This is a genomic window from Micromonospora sp. NPDC007230 (assembly GCF_042869115.1).
GTDB lineage: Bacteria > Actinomycetota > Actinomycetes > Mycobacteriales > Micromonosporaceae > Micromonospora.
The window spans coordinates 24,129-41,997 of sequence record NZ_JBIAFE010000014.1 but is presented as its reverse complement, the minus strand read 5'-3'; the positions used below and the strand labels follow the sequence as shown (position 1 = coordinate 41,997).

The 17,869-nt window shown below is 71.1% G+C and carries 12 protein-coding genes; 9 read left to right on the top strand and 3 right to left on the bottom strand.

The annotated features are described in order from the left end of the window. Positions 1-66: 66 nt before the first annotated feature. Both ACFYML_RS20635 and ACFYML_RS20630 read left to right on the top strand, forming a co-directional pair. Positions 67-912 carry an SGNH/GDSL hydrolase family protein gene (locus ACFYML_RS20635; protein WP_387422168.1) on the top strand — a complete coding sequence of 282 codons (846 nt, stop codon included), beginning with the start codon at positions 67-69 and terminating at the stop codon, positions 910-912. A 161-nt stretch (positions 913-1,073) separates the two neighbouring features. Beyond that, positions 1,074-2,078, top strand: a complete 1,005-nt coding sequence (locus ACFYML_RS20630) for a serine hydrolase (RefSeq protein WP_387422167.1) — start codon at positions 1,074-1,076, stop codon at positions 2,076-2,078. A 46-nt stretch (positions 2,079-2,124) separates the two neighbouring features. Here the strand turns inward: ACFYML_RS20630 and ACFYML_RS20625 are convergent, their stop codons facing one another. Then, the gene (locus ACFYML_RS20625) at positions 2,125-3,297 is read right to left on the bottom strand and encodes an ROK family protein (protein ID WP_387422166.1); all 1,173 of its coding nucleotides are present in this window, start codon (positions 3,295-3,297) and stop codon (positions 2,125-2,127) included. Between the two features lie 132 nt (positions 3,298-3,429). Between ACFYML_RS20625 and ACFYML_RS20620 the strand changes: the two genes are divergently transcribed. From ACFYML_RS20620 to ACFYML_RS20590, 7 genes are all read left to right on the top strand, one after another. Further along, positions 3,430-4,560, top strand: coding sequence for a Gfo/Idh/MocA family protein (locus tag ACFYML_RS20620; RefSeq protein WP_387422165.1), 1,131 nt, complete (start codon positions 3,430-3,432; stop codon positions 4,558-4,560). After that, complete coding sequence (locus tag ACFYML_RS20615; RefSeq protein ID WP_387422164.1) at positions 4,557-6,059, top strand: sugar ABC transporter ATP-binding protein; 1,503 nt, start codon at positions 4,557-4,559, stop codon at positions 6,057-6,059. Before ACFYML_RS20620 ends, ACFYML_RS20615 begins: the two co-directional genes overlap by 4 nt. Then, positions 6,056-7,081 carry an ABC transporter permease gene (locus tag ACFYML_RS20610; RefSeq protein ID WP_387422163.1) on the top strand — a complete coding sequence of 342 codons (1,026 nt, stop codon included), beginning with the start codon at positions 6,056-6,058 and terminating at the stop codon, positions 7,079-7,081. The genes ACFYML_RS20615 and ACFYML_RS20610 overlap by 4 nt, the downstream gene beginning before the upstream one ends. Further along, complete coding sequence (locus tag ACFYML_RS20605; protein ID WP_387422162.1) at positions 7,078-8,091, top strand: ABC transporter permease; 1,014 nt, start codon at positions 7,078-7,080, stop codon at positions 8,089-8,091. The genes ACFYML_RS20610 and ACFYML_RS20605 overlap by 4 nt, the downstream gene beginning before the upstream one ends. Before the next feature lie 32 nt (positions 8,092-8,123). Further along, positions 8,124-9,299: a substrate-binding domain-containing protein gene (locus tag ACFYML_RS20600; RefSeq protein ID WP_387422161.1), complete on the top strand. Its 1,176-nt coding sequence runs from the start codon at positions 8,124-8,126 to the stop codon at positions 9,297-9,299. Further along, positions 9,296-10,147: a sugar phosphate isomerase/epimerase family protein gene (locus tag ACFYML_RS20595; RefSeq protein WP_387422160.1), complete on the top strand. Its 852-nt coding sequence runs from the start codon at positions 9,296-9,298 to the stop codon at positions 10,145-10,147. The genes ACFYML_RS20600 and ACFYML_RS20595 overlap by 4 nt, the downstream gene beginning before the upstream one ends. A gap of 170 nt (positions 10,148-10,317) precedes the next feature. Next, positions 10,318-16,257, top strand: coding sequence for a ThuA domain-containing protein (locus tag ACFYML_RS20590; protein WP_387422159.1), 5,940 nt, complete (start codon positions 10,318-10,320; stop codon positions 16,255-16,257). A gap of 80 nt (positions 16,258-16,337) precedes the next feature. Here ACFYML_RS20590 and ACFYML_RS20585 read toward each other — a convergent pair whose 3' ends face one another. Together ACFYML_RS20585 and ACFYML_RS20580 are read right to left on the bottom strand one after the other, a co-directional pair. Beyond that, positions 16,338-16,697 carry a VOC family protein gene (locus ACFYML_RS20585; RefSeq protein ID WP_387422158.1) on the bottom strand — a complete coding sequence of 120 codons (360 nt, stop codon included), beginning with the start codon at positions 16,695-16,697 and terminating at the stop codon, positions 16,338-16,340. Between the two features lie 63 nt (positions 16,698-16,760). Continuing rightward, positions 16,761-17,795, bottom strand: coding sequence for a sigma-70 family RNA polymerase sigma factor (locus ACFYML_RS20580; protein WP_387422157.1), 1,035 nt, complete (start codon positions 17,793-17,795; stop codon positions 16,761-16,763). Positions 17,796-17,869: the final 74 nt, after the last annotated feature.

Below are 17,869 nucleotides of genomic sequence, written 5' to 3'. Positions count from 1 at the left end.
TCTGGATCACCACCAGCCTTCGACATCCGTCGATGCGCTCTCTCGGTGGGCAGCTGAGGAGGAAGCATGGCACCCGTCGCCCCCCGCCACAGAAGCCGCCTCGTCACACTCGCGGTCGCCGTCCTCGCCGGCCTGGCGCCGGCCGTGCTGTGGGCGCTGCCCGCGCAGGCGGCCGCGCCGCTCTACACCGCCCTCGGCGACTCGTACGCCTCCGGCGTCGGCACCCGCTCGTACTACTCCGACGGCACCAGTTGCTCCCGCTCGCCGTACGCCTACCCGGTCCTCGACGCGAACCAGATCGGCGCCAGCCTCACGTTCGCCGCCTGCTCCGGCGCGAAGGTCGCCGACGTGTCCAACAACCAGCTCGGCAGCCTCAGCTCGTCGACCAGCTACGTCACGCTGACCGTCGGCGGCAACGACGCCGGGTTCTCCTCCGTCATCACGCAGTGCGCCAAGCCTTGGCCCTACACCTGCTGGGGTGACATCGACAACGCCAACACCTACATCCGGAACACCCTGCCCGGCACCCTGGACGCGCTCTACAACAAGATTCGCTCAAAGGCACCGTCCGCCCGGGTGGTGATCGTCGGGTATCCGCGCCTGTTCAACGAGAGCGACTGCCAGTCGCTGTCCCGGATCAGCCCGGGGGAGCAGGCGGCGCTGAACGACACCGCCGATCTGCTGAACCAGACGATCAAGGCCCGAGCGGTCGCGCACTCGTTCCCGTTCGTGGACCCCCGAGCCGCCTTCACCGGGCACGCCGTCTGCGACGCCGTCGAGTGGATCAACGGCCTGTCGAACCCGATCTCGGAGTCGTACCACCCGAACCGCACCGGCCAGTCGGGCGGATACGCGCCGCTGGTGAAGAGCGCCATGGTCGGCACCACGACGGCGGCCGCCGGCAAGGCGTAGCCACCACCGGCCGGTGCCGGCGGTGCCAAGGGCAGCGCGGCGCCTCGGGTTCGCCTAGGGTGGTCGGGCGGGATCGGTGATCACTTTTCGGTCCCGCGCCGGCCATCTGCCGGTGGCCGTCGACGGTTCACGTTGGACGGAGTAGAGGCGTGGCGAGCAGGGTGAATCGTAGGACCGCGCTGGGCGTCGGCACCATGGCCACCGCCGGTGCGGTACTCGGGCTGGCGAGCCCGGCCGCGGGGGCGCGCGGTGCGTCCACTTCGCACGGCGGAGAAGGCGGATCCCCGGTGAACCAGGTGGCGGCGGCCTACCAGCGGGAGCGGATCCGGGCCGGCGGAAACTGGTACTCCTACCTCAGTGTCGCCGGTGCCGGCGGCACGCCCCGGGTCGCGGTGCAGGAGAACGCCGACACGGTGGTCGAGGCCTACAGCGTCAACAAGGTCGCGGTGGCCGTGGCGGTGCTGGACAAGGTCGATCGGGGCCTGCTCACCCTCGACCAGCGGGTGGAGGTCACGGCGGCGATCGTGGTGCCGGGCGGTGACGGCATCTTCGGCCTCGACACGGGATACCCCAGCTCGGTGACCCTGGGCCATGCGCTCGCCGCGCTGCTGACGGTCTCGGACGACACCGCTGTGCGGCTCTGTGGGCTGGTCTGCCCGGCCGCCGAGCTCAACCAGATCCTGGTCGCCAAGGGGTTCCCCCACACGCAGGTTCAACCGGTTGCCAACCCGAACCGGTTCTTCCTCGGCACCAGCACCGCTCGTGAGACGCACGATCTGCTGCAGGCGCTGGTCGCCGGCACGCTGCTCTCGCCCGCCTCGACCACCTTCCTGATCAACCTGCTGCGTTCCCCGATCGCCTTCACCGACGGAATCCGGCGCACCATGTCCTCGGCGGAGCGGGCCCGGGTGGCCACGAAGGCGGGCTGGTTCGCCGACGCCCGCCACGAGGCGGGCATCGTCTTCGACGCGGCCGGCGCCCCAGTGCTGACCTACGTGCTGTTCGCCGACGGGCAGGCGGATCCCGACAACTTCGGCGCCACCCATCCGGCCGTGCAGGCCCGGGCAGCGATGGGCCCGAAGTTCCTGACGGCGGTCAGTGGGGTGACCAATCCGGCCGCACCCGCCCGCCGACCGCGTACCTACCGGCCGACCAACGGCGGCTGACCCGGCCCGGCCCGGTGCAGCCCGGTAAGGGCTCGCCCGGTGTGGATCAGGCCAGCTCGCGGTCGAGCACGGTGGGGGAGAGGACATGCTGGACGACCATCGCCGCGGCGCCGACCACGCCCGCGTTCGCGCCGGCCTGTGAGGTGACGATGCGCAGACGCTCGGTGGCCAGCGGCAGCGAACGGCGGTAGATCGACTCCCGGACGCCCGCCAGCAGCATCTCGCCGGCCTGCGCGACCGCCCCGCCGATCACGATCAGCGACGGGTTGAACAGGCTGACGCCGGCGGCCAACACCTCGCCGATGTCCCGGCCGGCCTGCCGTACGGCTTGGCCGGCGATCGGGCTGCCGGCCTGCACGAGGGCCACGACGTCGGCGTTGTTCGTCGCGTCGAGCCCGGCGGCGCGGAGCGTCGCGGCGATGGCGGGGCCGCTGGCCACGGCCTCCAGGCACCCGCTGTTGCCGCAGCGGCACTGCACGTCGCCCGCGTGTGGGGCCAGGATGTGTCCGAGGTCGCCGGCCGCGCCGACGTCGCCGCGGTGCAGTTGGCCGTTGCTGATGAGGCCGGAGCCGATGCCGGTCGCGACCTTGACGAAGATCATGTGCGCCTCGTCGGGAAAACAGCGGACGTGCTCCCCGAGCGCCATCAGGTTGACCTCGTTGTCCACCAGGACCGGCACGGCGAAGTCGACCGCGATCCGCGCGGGCACGTCGTATCCGTTCCATCCGGGCATGATCGGCGGGTGGGTCGGCTTGCCGGTCGAGTGCTCGACCGGGCCGGGCAGTCCGATGCCGACGCCGGCGATCGGGGCGGTGGGGTCGTGGTTGGCGCACAGCCGTCGCCAGGTGTCGATGAGCAGGCTGAGCACCGCGTCGGGCCCGTCGGCGATGTCCAGGGTGAGCCTCTCGACGGCCAGCGGCTCACCGGTCAGGTCGGCGATGGCGACGGTGGCGTGGGTGGCCCCGACGTCGGCTGCCAGCACCGCCCGGCCGCGGGCGTTGAACACGAACCTGCTGGCGGGCCGGCCGCCGGTGACGGCGTCGCTGCCCCAGTCGGTCACCAGTCCGGCATCCGTGAGCGCGTCGAGGCGCAGGCGCACGGTCGACCGGGCCAGTCCGGTTTCGGTGGCCAGCTCGGCTCGGGTGCGTGCCTGCCCGTCGCGCAGCAGCTGAAGCAACCCGCCGGGCGATGTCGGGGCGGCGCTGTGCCCATTGTTCATCCCCCAATTAAACCGAAGCGGCCGCGTTACGTCGGCCGGCGCGAGGGTTCGAGATGTTGATCATCTGAGTGCGGTCGACGTAGATACATCTTTTGATTGACGATCGTCATAAGTGGACGTTACCGTCGTCACATGTCTGTGACCGATGTCATTACGGCGTCTGGTGGTGGCCTCGAATCCGACCAGCAGACGCTACGCGTGGCGGTGGTCGGCGCGGGGTTCATGGGCCAGGTGCACGCGGAGGCGGCGCGGCGCGCCGGAGCGACCGTCGTGGCCGCGATGGCGTCGCGCCCCGAGGGCGCCGCCGCTGCGGCTCGCGCCGTCGGCGCGGACGAGGGCTACCCGAACCTGGCGGCCCTGCTCGACGGCGCCGAGATCGACGTGCTGCACGTGTGCACGCCCAACGCGTCGCACGCCCCCGTGGCCGCCGCCGCGCTCGCCGCCGGCGTGCACGTCATCTGCGAAAAGCCCCTCGCCACGGGCAGCGTCGAGGCCACGGCGCTGATGGAGGCGGCCGGCGATCGGGTAGCCACGGTGCCGTTCGTCTACCGCTTCCACCCGATGGTGCGCGAGTTGCGCGCCCGGCTGGCCGCCGGCGAGGCGGGCGTCGTCGCCAGCGTGACCGGCGGCTACCTCCAGGACTGGCTGTCCCGCCCGTCCGACGACGACTGGCGGGTCGACGCCGCGCTCGGCGGGCCGTCGCGAGCCTTCGCCGACATCGGCTCGCACTGGTGCGACCTGTTCGAGTTCGTCACGGGCGACCGGATCGCCCGGCTGTCCGCGCGCACCGCGGTCGTGCACGAGCGCGCCCGCAGGGCCGGGACGCCCACCGAGGACCTGGCCACCGTGCACTTCACCACGGCCGCCGGCATGGTTGGCACTCTGGTGGTGTCGCAGGTCGCCGCGGGCCGCAAGAACCGGCTGCACCTGGAGCTTTCCGGCACCGAGGCGAGCTTCGGCTTCGACCAGGAGGACCCCGAGCGGCTGTGGGTCGGCCGGCGCGAGGGCGGCCAGACGCTGCTGCGCGACCCTGGCACGCTGCACCCCTCCGCCGCGCGCTACGTCCGGCTGCCCGCCGGGCACGCGCAGGGCTACCAGGACTGCTTCGACGCGTTCGTCGCCGACACCTACCGGGCGGTGCGTGGCGGGGACGTCCCGGACGGGCTGCCCACGTTCGCGGACGGCCTGCGCGCCGTCCGGATCACCGACGCGGTGCTGGCCTCCGCGGCGGCGGACGGCGCGTGGACAGAGGTGCCGGCATGACGCCCGGCCCAACGACGAGCGTGCGGCTGACCGGGATCACCAAGTCCTTCCTCGGCGTGCCGGTGCTGCGCGGGGTGGACCTAGAGCTGCGGGGCGGCGAGGTGCACGCCGTGATGGGCGAGAACGGTGCGGGCAAGTCCACGCTGCTCAAGGTGCTGGCCGGGGTGCACCGGCCGGACGGCGGCACCATCGAGGTCGACGGCGCCGAGCTGTCGTTCGCCGGTCCCACCGACGCGCAGCGGGCCGGCATCGCCATCATCCACCAGGAATTCACCCTGCTGCCGCACCGCAGCGTCGCCGAGAACGTCTACCTCGGTCGCGAGCCGGTGCGGCGGATGCAGGTCGACCGCCGGCGCATGATGGCCGACACCCGCGAGCTGCTGGACTGGCTCGGCGAGGACGGGATCGATCCGGCCGACACCGTGTCGTCACTGTCGGTCGCCCAACGACAGGTCGTGGAGATCGTCAAGGCGCTGTCGACCGACGCGCGGGTGCTGGGCATGGACGAGCCGACCGCCGCGCTCGCCGATCACGAGGTCGAGCTGCTCTACGACCTGGTGCGCCGGCTGCGCGAGCGGGGCATCGCGATCCTCTACGTCTCGCACCGGATGCGCGAGGTGTTCGACCTCTCCGACCGGATCACCGTGCTCAAGGACGGCCAGTTCGTGACCTGCGCCCCGACCAGCGAGCTGACCTCGGAGGACCTGGTCCGCCACATGGTGGGTCGTGACCTGGGCGAGTACTACCCGGACCGGGCGGTTCCCGACGACCTCGGGGCGGTCCGGCTTGCGCTGCGCGGCGCCGGCAACGACCGCCTCCGCAACCTGAACCTCGAGGTGCGCGCCGGGGAGATCGTCGGGCTGGCCGGGCTGCAAGGATCTGGCCGCTCGGCGGTCGCGCGCGCCGTGTTCGGCGTCGAGCCGTTCACCCGCGGCTCGTTGGAGGTCGACGGCGCGACTCGGCGGGTGGCCCGGCCCCGCACCGCCGTGCGCCTCGGGATCGCGCTGGTCACCGAGGACCGCAAGGGGGACGGGCTGGCGCTTGGGCAGTCCGTGCGGGACAACACGCTGCTGGTACGCCGCGCCGCGCTGCGCGGCGGGCGCTCCCGCGAGAAGTCGGATGTGGCGGAGCTGCTCGACCTGGTGACCGTGGTGGCCCGCGGGGAGCACCAGGAGGTGCGCTTCCTGTCCGGCGGCAACCAGCAGAAGGTCGTGCTCGCCAAGTGGCTGGCGGTCGAGCCGAGGGTGCTGGTGGTCGACGAGCCGACGCGCGGCATCGACGTCGGCGCGAAGCGGGCCGTGCACGAGCTGCTGCGCGACCTCGCGAGGCGCGGGGTGGCGGTGCTGATGATCTCCTCGGAGCTTCCCGAGCTGATCGGGATGAGCGACCGGATCCTCGTCATGCACGACGGTGCGCTGGCCGGTGAGCTGCCTGCCGGCGCGAGTGAGGGGGCTGTGATGGCGCTGGCCACCGGACACGGGATCGGTGAGGCGGCGTGAGCATTCTTCAGGAGAACACGGTTCCGGTCGAGCAGAAGGCCATGCGGCCGGCGGTGCGTCGGCGGCTCACCCCGACGGTCATCGTCTACCTCGCACTCGTCGCTCTGCTGGTCGTCGGCAGCGTGCTCGTCGGGATGCGCGGCGAGGTCCTGCTCGACCAGGGCGGCATCCTCAACATCCTCACCCGGGCCACCGCACTCGGTCTGGTGGCGATAGGACAGACGATGGTGATCCTCACCGGATCCCTCGACCTGTCCGTCGCCTACCTGGTCGGCCTCACCTCACTGATCGCCGCGGAGACGATGGCCGGGCGGGACGGCATGCTCGTGCCCGGCGTGCTGCTGGCGCTCGCGGTCGCCGCCGGCGTCGGCCTGGTCAACGGGCTGGTCATCACCGTCCTCAAGGCCAACGCGTTCATCGCCACGCTCGGTGTGGCGCTGATCCTGCGCGGCTATCTCGAGGACAACTACACCGGCCCGGCCGGCGACGTGCCGCGCGGCTTCCAGCACCTCGGCTACGACCGGATCGGCCCGATACCGGTCGCGGCGCTGCTCATGCTGGCCGCCGCCGCACTGGCCTGGTGGTACCTGTCGCGGACCCGCCCCGGCTACCACATGTACGCCGTGGGCGGTGACATCGAGGTGGCCCGGCTGTCCGGGGTGCCCACCCGCCGGGTCATCGTCACCGCGCACGTGCTGTGCTCGGTCGCCGCCGGTCTCACCGGGATCTACCTCGCCAGCCGGCTCGGATCGGGGGCACCGTACGTCGGCACCGACGCCGGGTACGACCTGGAGTCGATCGCCGCCGTCGTGCTCGGCGGGACGCTGCTCGCCGGTGGCCGGGGCGGCGTCGTCGGCACCATCGGCGGCGTCCTCATCCTCGCCACCCTGGACACCATCTTCGACGACCTCGAGGTCGATCCGTTCTTCAAGGACGTGGTGCGCGGCGTCGTACTCGTGACCGCGGTCGCGCTCTACGCCCGCCGCATGATCGCCAGCCGCGGCCGTGGGAGGTTGGCATGACCTGGCGTCCCCGCCTTGCCGAGGGCACCGCGCCGGTGCTCGTCGTCCTGTTCGTGCTGCTCCTCGGGCTCGCGATCGCCGGCCCGGCCTACGCCGAGCCGTCCGGCTACCTGGCGCTGCTCAAGCGGGCCGCGCCGCTGATGATCCTCGCGATCGGGCAGTACTTCGTCATCGTCTCCGGCGGGTTCGACCTGTCGGTCGGCGCGCTGGTGACCGCCGGGGTGGTCATCGCGGCCCGGCTGATCAACGGCAGCGAGTCCGCGACGGCGCGGGTGATCCTGCTCGTGCTCGGGTTCGGCCTGCTGGTCGGCCTGGTCAACGGGCTGGTCACGACGAAGCTCCTGGTGCCGTCGTTCATCGTCACGCTCGGCATGCTGCTGGTGCTCGATGGCGCGATCTTCCTGTGGACCGGCGGTGCCCCACGCGGCGCGCTGTCGGCCGGGTTCCGGACGTTCGGGCGCGGCGCCGTCGAGGTCCCCGTGCTCGGCGAGGTTCCCTGGTCGGTGCTCATCCTGCTGGCGATCCTGGTGGCCGCGGCGCTGTTCATGCGCGGCGGCACCGGCCGGGCGCTGGTCGCGGTCGGCGACAACGAGGCCGCCGTGCGGCTGTCCGGCGGCCAGGTCGACCGGCTCCGGTTGCTCGCGTTCGTCCTGTCCGGGCTGCTCGCGGCGGTCGCCGCGATCCTGCTGGGCGGGTTCGCCGGCGTATCGGCGCAGGTCGGCGACGGCCTGGAGTTCCGGGCGATCACCGCCGTCGTGCTGGGCGGCGTGCTGCTCGGCGGCGGACGCGGGTCGGTGGTGGCGGCCGCCGCCGGCGCGCTCTCGCTGGAATCCCTGTTCACGCTGCTGAACCTGCTCGGCGTGAGCGGCGCCCTCGAGTCGGCCGTGCAGGGCGTGATCATCATCGCCGCCGTCGCCTACGCCTCCCTCGGCAGCGGCGTACGGCAGCGGCTGCGGTGGTGGCCGAAACAGCGGAGCAGCGCGGCACCCGCGCAACCCGCCTCCTCCTGAAGTCCCCAAGGTTAGTAAGGAGATCGACGATAATGACCAAGAAATGGGCCACGGTGGTCGTGGCGGGCGCACTGGCGCTCGCCGGATGCTCGAGCGACCTGCCCGACGACAAGGCGACTGCCGGCGGATCACCCAGTTCCGACGCGAACAAGTCGAAGTTCTTCGACCAGGCGGAGTACGACCGCCAGTTGGCGTTCCGCGGTGCCACGCCGCAGGGCCCGGACGGCAAGCCGTGGGAGCAGATGCTCGAGCCGGAAATGGTGGACACCGCGAAGTTCGCCAAGCCCGGCGGAAAATACACCCTCTGCTTCTCCAACGCCGCCGTGAACAACCCGTGGCGACAGGTGGGCTTCAAGACCATGCAGCAGGAGGTGAAGCAGCACCCGGAGATCACCACGTTCACCGTGCTGGATGCGGAGGCCAAGGACGACAAGCAGATCAGCGACATCCAGTCGCTGTCCGGCAAGAACTGCTCCGCGATCATCATCTCGCCGAACACCACCGCCACGTTGACGCCGGCGGTGGAGCAGGCGTGCCAGACCGGCGTGCCGGTGATCGTGTTCGACCGAGGCGTCAACACCAGTTGCCCGGTCACCTTCATCCACCCCATCGGCGGCTTCGCCTTCGGCGCGGACGGCGCGGAGTTCCTGAAGGAGAAGGTCAAGCCGGGCGGCAAGGTTCTCGCTCTGCGCATCCTGCCCGGTGTGGACGTGCTCGAGCAGCGCTGGGCGGCCGCCAACGAGATCTTCGGCGGCAGCGAGCTGAAGGTGGTCGGTGTGGAGTTCACCGACGGCGACGCGGCGAAGACCAAGAGCATCGTGGCCGACTACATCCAGCGCGAGGGCCGGATCGACGGCGTGTGGATGGATGCCGGCGCGACCGCCGTCGCCGCGGCCGAGGCGTTCCAGGACGCCGGGGTCGACGTCCCGGCCATCGTCGGCGAGGACCAGCAGGACTTCCTGCGGCTGTGGGTCGACGAGGGCCTCACCGCGGTCGCGCCGACCTATCCGACCTACCAGTGGCGCACGCCGATCATCGCCGCGCTGAAGATCCTCAAGGGCGAGCAGGTGCCGAAGGAGTGGGTGCTGCCGCAGCCGCGGATCACCGGCGACAACGTCAAGGACTACGTGAAGCAGGACATGCCGCCACTGCACTACGCCATGTGCGGTTGCGAGGGCATGCCGGGCTACCCGGGGCCGTGGCGGTGATCAGTCATCCCCTCGGGGTCAACACCTGGGTGTGGGCCTCGCCGCTGACCGACGCGACCTTGGCCGCCCTCGCGGCCAGGGTCGCGGGGTGGGGCTTCGACGTGCTCGAGCTTCCGGTCGAGAACCCGGGCGACTGGGAGCCGAGGCAGGCCGCCCAGGTGCTCGCCGACCACGGCCTGGGCGCCACCGTGTGCCTCGTGATGCCCCCCGGTCGTGAGCTGGTCGCGGCGGACCCGGCCACCATCCGGTCCACCCAGGATTACCTGTTCCGTGTGGTCGACGCCGCCGCGACCGTCGGCTCGCCGGTGATCGCCGGACCGGCGTACGCCTCGGTCGGCCGGACCTGGCGGCTGTCACCGGCCGAGCGGGCCGCGGCGTACGCGCAACTTCGGGAGAGCCTCACCCCCGTCGTCGAGTACGCGGGCGCGGCCGGCGTCACGGTGGCCGTCGAGCCGCTCAACCGCTACGAGACGAGCCTGCTCAACACCGTCGGCCAGACCCTCGAGGCGATCGGCGACCTGCCGCACTGCGGCGTCGCGCTCGACCTCTACCACCAGAACATCGAGGAGACGGACATCCCGGCGGCGATCCGCTCGGCCGCTGGCCGGGTGGCACACGTCCAGGTGTGCGGCAACGACCGCGGCACGCCCGGCGCCGATCACCTGGACTGGCCGGCGATCCTCGCCTCGATCGACGAGGCGGGCTACGGCGGCCCCCTGTGCATCGAGTCGTTCACCGCGGAGAACGCGACGATCGCGACCGCCGCCTCCATCTGGCGTCCGCTCGCCGCGAGCCAGGACGCGATCGCCGTGGACGGCCTGAAGTTCCTGCGGGCGGTGGTGCCCTAGCACCGACGGCCAGCTCCACCCCCACTCCGACGGCGCCGGCACGCCGCACGGTCATGACCCCACCAGTAGTTCCTCGCGTCCCAGGAGGTCCGCATCTCATGAACGTGACCTGGCGTCCCCGGTGGGGACGACTGTTAGCGATACCCGTCGTCGGTGCGCTCGCGCTGTCCATGATCAGCCCAGCGCCGGCGGCCGCCCACGAGGGCACGCACGGCCAAGCCCACGTGCTGATCTTCACCAAGACCACCCAGTTCCGGCACACCGAGGCGATCGAGCAGGGCGTCCCCGTGCTGCAGGCCGCCTTCGCCGACGCCGGGATCACCTCCCAGCACACCGAGGACTCGTCGATCTTCAACGACGAGGACCTCGCGCACTTCGACGCCCTGGTGATGTTCCAGGCCTCCGGCGACCCGTGGACCGCCGACCAGAAGGCGGCGATGGAGCGCTACATGAAGGCCGGGCACGGCATCGTCGCCATCCACAACGCCACCGACATGCGCGGGAACTACGAGTGGTGGGACAACATGATCGGCTCGCTGATGCCCGGCCACGCCGCCACCGGCACCAGCCCCGGCCTGCCCGGCACCGTCCGCGTCGAGGACCACAGCCACCCGTCGACCGCGCACCTGCCGCAGCGGTGGGAACGCGCCGACGAGTGGTACAACTACGCGCTCAACGTCCGCGGCAACGCGCACGTGCTCGCCACGATGGACGAGACGACGTACAACCCGGGCAACAACGCCATGGGCTACGACCACCCGATCTCGTGGTGCAAGCCGTACGACGGCGGCCGTGCCTGGATGACCGGCATGGGCCACTTCGGCGCGCACTACACCGGCGAGCCGGGGCTGGTGCAGCACATCGTCGGCGGCGTGAAGTGGGCGGCCGGCATGGTCGAGGGCGACTGCGGCGGCACGGTGTGGGACCAGTTCGAACGGGTTCCGCTGGACCAGAACACCAGCGCCCCGTTCGCCATGGACGTCGCACCGGACGGCCGGGTCTTCTTCACCGAGCTGGTACGCGGCCAGATCCGGGTGTACGACCCGCGGACGAAGACCACCTCCACCGCGATCACGATCCCGGTGTACTCCGGCGGTGAGGACGGCCTGCTCGGCATCGCGCTCGACCCGAAGTTCGCCCAGAACGGCTACCTCTACATCTACTACGCGCCAGCGAGCACGAACGACAGCGACCCGGCGAACTTCGTCAGCCGCCTGTCCCGGCTCACCGTCGGGCCGGGCTCGCAGATCGACCGGGCCACGGAGAAGGTCCTGCTCGAGGTGCCGGCGCGGCGGCTCCCCGACGAGCCCGGGCACACCGGCGGCGGCCTCGCGTTCGGCCCGGACGGGAACCTCTACCTGAGCGTCGGCGACGACGTGAACCCGCACTCCGAGCCGTCCGGCGGCTACGCGCCGCTGTCCGAGCGGGACGGCACGTTCCACGACGCGCGGGCGACCTCGGCCAACACCAACGACCTGCGCGGCAAGCTGCTGCGGATCCGCCCCGAGGCGGACGGCAGCTACTCCATCCCCGCGGGCAACATGTTCCCGCCGGGCACCGCGAAGACCCGGCCGGAGATCTACGCGATGGGCTTCCGCAACCCGTTCCGGTTCTCGATCGACCCGCAGACCGGGGCCATCGGGCTGGCGGACTACTCGCCGGACAACAGCAACGACAACCCGGACCGCGGGCCCGCCGGCATCGCCGAGTGGAACCTCATCACCGAGCCCGGCTTCTACGGCTGGCCGCTGTGCATGGGCAACAACGAGCCGTTCCGGGACGTGGACTACCGGACGAACCCGGTGACGGTCGGGGCGTACTTCGACTGCGCGCGCCCGATCAACGACTCGGTGCGCAACACCGGCCTGACCGAATTGCCGGCGGCCAAGGCACCCAAGATGTGGTACGGCTACAAGCGTTCCTCGGTGCCGTCGGTCATCCCGCAGGGTGGCGGCCTGGCCCCGATGGGCGGCCCCTTCTACAAGTACGACCCGAACCTGCAGTCCGACACCAAGTTCCCGGCGTCCTACGACGGCAAGCCGTTCTTCTACGAGTGGTCGCGGAACAAGATGTACTCGATCATCCCGAACGGGCAGGGCGGGGTCGAGAAGGTCAACCCGTTCCTGCCGCAGCAGCAGTTCCTCGCCCCGATCGACTCCAAGTTCGGTTCCGACGGCTCCATGTACGTGCTGGACTGGGGTGGTGGCTTCGGCCGCGACAACCCGAACTCGGGGCTGTACCGGGTCGACTACATCTCCGGCTCGCGCTCGCCGACGGCGAAGATCAGCGCGTCGCCCGACTCCGGCCAGGCGCCGCTGCAGGTCCGCTTCGACGGCTCGGGCAGCACCGACCCGGAGAACGAGCAGCTGCGCTACGAGTGGGACTTCACCGGTGACGGCACTGTCGACTCCACCGAGCCGAAGCCGACCTTCACCTACACCGCGAACGGCGTCTACAACGCCCGCCTCACGGTGACCGACCCGGCCGGCAAGACCGGGACGGCGACGGTGCCGATCACGGTCGGCAACACCCGGCCGCAGGTGAAGTTCAACCTGCCGCCCAACGGCGCGTTCTTCGACTTCGGCGACGAGGTGAGCTGGGACCTGTCGGTCAGCGACGCCGAGGACACCCAGATCGACGACGCCGACGTGGTGATCCAGCCGGCGATGGGCCACGACGAGCACGCGCACCCGGCCGACCCGTTGCACGGACGCACCGGCAAGGTGGTCACCGCCCTCGGCGGCGGGCACGGCGAGGACATGAACGTCTTCTACGCGATCGACGGCCGCTACGCCGACTCCGGCGGCGCGGGTGGCATCCCGAGCCTGACCGGATCGGACACCACCCTGATGTTCCCGAAGCAGCGGGAGGCGGAGTTCTTCGACAACTCGTCGAACGTGACGGTCGGCTCGTCGCGGGACGTCGAGGGCCATGGAAGCTCCATCGTCGGCCAGAACGGCGCCTGGACGTCGTACGACCCGGTCAATCTGCACAACGTCGACCGGTTGATCCTGCGCGCGTCGGCCGCCAGTGCGGGCAGGATCGAGCTGCGGCGGGGCGCGCCGGACGGGGCACTGCTGGGCACCGCGCAGGTGCCGGCGACCAGCGGCGGCGGCTACGTGGACGTCCCGGTCGAGGTGGCCGACCCCGGCGAGACGTTCACCCTGTACGCGGTGTTCCCGGGTGCTGGTGAGCGGCGCCTGAACTTCATCGAGGCCGACGGCAAGGGCGTCTCGCCGACGAGCAAGCCGAAGGTCGCGGTGACCTCCCCGACGCCGACCGACGAACTGGAGCCGGGCGAGATCCAGGTGACCGCGGCCGCGAGCGACGCGGAGAACACGATCACCAAGGTCGAGTTCTTCGTCGACGGCACGTCGATCGGCGTCGACACCACGGCGCCGTACTCGATGAAGTGGAACGCGTCCACCCAGAAGCGCTACCAGCTGACCGCGGTCGCGACCAACGACAAGGGCTACCACGCCAAGTCCCGCGTCGTGCAGGTCGAGGTCGGTGACCTCTACGGAGCCTGGCAGACCTACAGCAACACCACCGCCGCGTTCGACCGGCCGGACCAGGACACCTGGATCATCAACGCCGGCGGCGAGAACATGTGGCAGGGCACCGACCAGTACGGCTCGGTGTACCTGCCGGCGGCGGCCGGCAACACCTGGACCGCCACGGTGAAGATCGAGAGCCAGACGAACACGAACAACTCCGCCAAGGCCGGCCTGATCGTCCGGAACGACGCCACCCAGCCCGGCAGGTCGCCCGGGTACGCGGCGATGACGATGCGGGCGGGCCTCGGCTTCGAGTGGCTGCGCGACACCGACGGCAACGGCCAGCTCGACGCCAGCACCGGCGCCAGCAACACGAGCTACCCGTCCTGGGTACGGATCGTGCGCGACGGCGGGAAGTACTACGGGTACTGGAGCAAGGACGGGAAGTCGTTCACCCTGGTCGGTGACCCGGTGACGCTGCCCGGCGCGGCCAGCCCGCAGGACATCGGCCTCGCGGTCACCGCGCACAACGCGTCGGCCACCAGCGAGGTGAAGTTCACCGGCTTCACCCTGGTCGACAAGGCCATCCACCCGGCACCGCCGGAGACCGCTCCGGGCTGCGCGATCCGCGGCTCGGACACCTTCGACGGTGACACGCTGAACACCAACCGGTGGACCACCGTGCGCAACGCCCCGAACCTGCCGGTGCGGGTCACCAACGGCGGGCTGGTGCTGCCGGTCACCAACGGCGACATCAACGAGGCGAACACCGGACCGATCAGCTACGCCGGCCAGCGCGCCAAGGTCGGACCGTGGACGATCACCACGAAGGTGACCATCCCGCACGACCGCGAGTGGCAGCACGCCGGTCTGCTCATGCACGGCACCGACAACGACTACGTCAAACTGGCGTTCACCCGCTCCTCGTCGGGTGGTCGGATCCTGGAGTTCCAGACCGAGGCCGGCGGGACGCGGACCTGGCACGCCAACGTGGGTCTGCCGGCGGACTTCCCGGCCAGCGCGCACCTGCGACTGGTCAGCGACGGTCAGAAGCTGACCGCGGCGTACTCGGCCGACGGTCAGAGCTGGACGGCGCTCGCCGGCTCCGCGACCGTCATCCCGAACGCGACCGTCGGCCCCATGGCCGCCGGTGACACCGGGGCGGCACGGGTCAACGCGGTGTTCGACCACTTCACCATCACGCCGGACGGCACGGACGACGGGGTCCGCGGGCCCAGCGACGAGTTCGACGGCAGCACGCTCGACGGCTGCCGGTGGAACTCGGTGGTGCGGTACGACTCGGCCAAGGCCGCGGTGAGCGGCGGTGCGCTGCGCATCGAGACCCAGCCGGGCGACATCAACGGCACCAACAACGACTCGCCGCGGAACTTCATCCTGCAGAAGATCCCCGCGGACGTCGCGGCCGGCGACTGGACGATCGAGACCAGGCTGACGCCGTCCATGCTGCACAAGTGGCAGCTGGCCGGCTTCCTGGTCTACAACAACGACGACAACTACGTGAAGTTCGACGTCGTGGCGAACAACAACGCCGGAACGCCGACCAACCTGCGCGCCGAGCTCGTCTCGGAACGCAACGCGCAGTTCGGCAACGGCGGCAACCGGTCGATCGACATCGCCGACTCGTCCGAGAGCGGCTGGTACTACCTGCGGCTGAGCCGGAGTGGGAACAGCTACTCGGCCCAGGTCAGCGACGGCGGGGTCAACTGGACCTCGCTCGGCCAGCCGGTCACCAACGACGCCGCGATGACCTCGTTCGGTCTGATGGCGTTGGGTCCGGAGCAGGCGCAGCCGGTCACGGTCGGCTTCGACTACTTCCGGATTCTCGACACGACGGCGCCGAGCCTGACCGTGGCGGTCGACCCGGCGCAGCCGAACGGCAAGCGCGGTTGGTACACCTCGCCGGTGACGGTCACCGCCTCGGCGAGCGATGACCGCGGCGGGCCGGTCCGCATCGAGTTCGTCGAGGGCGACGGCGCCTGGGCCGAGTACCGCGAGCCGATCAAGGTGACCGAGGACGGCCGGTGGGAGCTGCGGCTCCGGGCGATCGACGAGGCCGGCAACATCTCCGCGCTGAAAGCGGTGTCCCTGGCCGTGGACACCACGGACCCGGTGGTGACCGTCGACGGCGTGGCGAACGGCGGCAAGTACGACCTCGGCAGTTCACTGCCGATCGCCGCCACGGCCCGGGACGCCGCGTCGGGCGTCGACTCGGTGGCCCTCCGCCTGGACGGGGTGGCGATCGAGAGCGGCGCGGGTGTCCAGCCCACGGCCGGTGGCCACGAACTGACCGTCGTGGCGACCGACCTGGCCGGCAACGCCACGGAGGTGACCGTCTCGTTCGAGATCGTCGCCACCTACGACAACGCTCAGGCGCTGGTGCGGCGATACCAGGCGGACGGCTTGATCAGCGAGGATCTCGCCGACCACCTGTTCGGCCAGCTCCAGGCGGCCAAGAGCACGGCGGCGGCGGGCCGGCCGGAGCAGGCCAAGGCTGCTCTGGACCGGTTCGCGGCGGCGGCCAGGACCGCCACCGACGAGTCGGCCCGCGCGCAACTGCTCGCGGCCGGCGCCTACCTGAAGGCCCGGCTGTGAGGAGATGACGGCGAGCCGGTGCCGGCCGGCTCCCCGACCGGTGCCGGAGCACGCCGCGCGTGCTCCGGCACCTGGTCTTCTCAGATCTCCTGGGTCAGGTTGATCAGGTTGCCGTCAGGATCGTGCACGTGCGCCACCCGCTGGCCCCACGGCATGTCGTTGGGTGGGCCGAGCACCCGCCCGCCGGCTGCCACCACCTCGTCCAGCAGCGCGTCCACATCCTCGACGTCCACGCTGAGCAGGATCCGCGGCGGCGTGGACAGGTCGGTGTCGGGCTGGCTGACCAGGCCGACCTCCGAATCGCCCAGCATGAGGCTGACGAAGAACGGCGGGCCGTCAGCTGGGAACCGTCGCACCTGCACGGCGTTGAACAAGCGTTCGTAGAACGCCTGCAGGCGGCCCAGGTCGGGCGTGCTGATGACGGGCTGGACCGTTGTCATTGATTGCTCCTCCGATTGGCGTGGCTGTCACCCACCGGGGAATACGTGCTGGAGTCGCCGGACTCATCGGTGCGCCGCGCGACGGCCCGCGAACGGCCCGGTGACCCGTGGCGGGCCGGCCGGCAAGGCCCCGATCGGCGGCCAAGGCTCGGCCGGCGGGCCGAACAGTTGGACCAGCCGGCCGGGGTCGAGGTAGGTGGTGCTGCCGGTGACCAGACCCTGCCACACATCGAGGACGACCAGCCCGAACGGCACGTGCACGCCGTCCTGATCCGGCCGGGTCTGCCAGTACGCCGGCGATCCGTTCGCCGCCACCGGCACCAGCCGGGCTCCTTCGCACGTTCCCGGTGCCAGCAGAGCCTGTCGGATCTCCGCCCGGCCGCGGATCCACCAGCGGAACGGTGGCATCGATATGGTGGCCTCCTCGTGCAGCATGGCCACCAGCGCGGTCACGTCGTGTCGCTCGAACGCGTCGCAGTATCGGGCGAGCAGGTCGCGTTGGGCCCGGTCGTCCGGCCGCAGCGGCTCGCCCGGCGTCACCCCGGCGGCTTTGAGCGTCGTTCTGGCTCGTTGCAGGGCGCTGGTCACCGCCGCCACCGTGGTGCCCAGCAGATCCGCGACCTCCTCGGCCCGCCAGCACAGCACGTCGCGCAGGATCAGCACCGCCCGCTGGCGGGGCGGCAGATGCTGGAGGACGGCGACGAAGGCCAGCCGGATCGTCTCCCGGCGCACGGCCTGCTCCTCCGGGCCGCCGTCCGCCGGCAGCACCAGATCGTCCGGCACGGGCTGCACCCAGGCTCGTTCGGTGGCCGGCGCGCCGATCTCCGCACCAGCCCTCGACGGGCCGCTGAGATCCATCGCGAGGGCACGGCGCCGCGCGCCGCGCAGCATGTCGACACAGACGTTCGTCGCGATGCGGTACAGCCAGGTCCGCAGCGAGGCGCGCCGCTCGTCGTACCGGTCGAGCGACCGCCAGCCGCGCAGCAGGGTTTCCTGCACCGCGTCCTCGGCTTCGAACCCGGACCCGAGCATCCGGTAGCAGTAGCCGGTCAGCTCCACCCGGTACGGCTCCAGCCGGTCCACCGTCGTGTCCACCACGCCCCCGACCATACGGATACCGGCCGACGTACGGCGGCAGCGATGAGTTCGGAACGCCTCCGTCGTATCCCCTG

What these genes read in the sequence shown, in the direction of transcription:
- ACFYML_RS20590 (WP_387422159.1), top strand. Translation starts at nt 10,318, where the DNA reads ATGATCAGCCCAGCGCCGGCGGCCGCCCACGAGGGCACGCACGGCCAA.
- ACFYML_RS20625 (WP_387422166.1), bottom strand. Translation starts at nt 3,297, where the DNA reads ATGAACAATGGGCACAGCGCCGCCCCGACATCGCCCGGCGGGTTGCTT.
- ACFYML_RS20605 (WP_387422162.1), top strand. Translation starts at nt 7,078, where the DNA reads ATGACCTGGCGTCCCCGCCTTGCCGAGGGCACCGCGCCGGTGCTCGTC.
- ACFYML_RS20635 (WP_387422168.1), top strand. Translation starts at nt 67, where the DNA reads ATGGCACCCGTCGCCCCCCGCCACAGAAGCCGCCTCGTCACACTCGCG.
- ACFYML_RS20620 (WP_387422165.1), top strand. Translation starts at nt 3,430, where the DNA reads ATGTCTGTGACCGATGTCATTACGGCGTCTGGTGGTGGCCTCGAATCC.
- ACFYML_RS20585 (WP_387422158.1), bottom strand. Translation starts at nt 16,697, where the DNA reads ATGACAACGGTCCAGCCCGTCATCAGCACGCCCGACCTGGGCCGCCTG.
- ACFYML_RS20600 (WP_387422161.1), top strand. Translation starts at nt 8,124, where the DNA reads ATGACCAAGAAATGGGCCACGGTGGTCGTGGCGGGCGCACTGGCGCTC.
- ACFYML_RS20615 (WP_387422164.1), top strand. Translation starts at nt 4,557, where the DNA reads ATGACGCCCGGCCCAACGACGAGCGTGCGGCTGACCGGGATCACCAAG.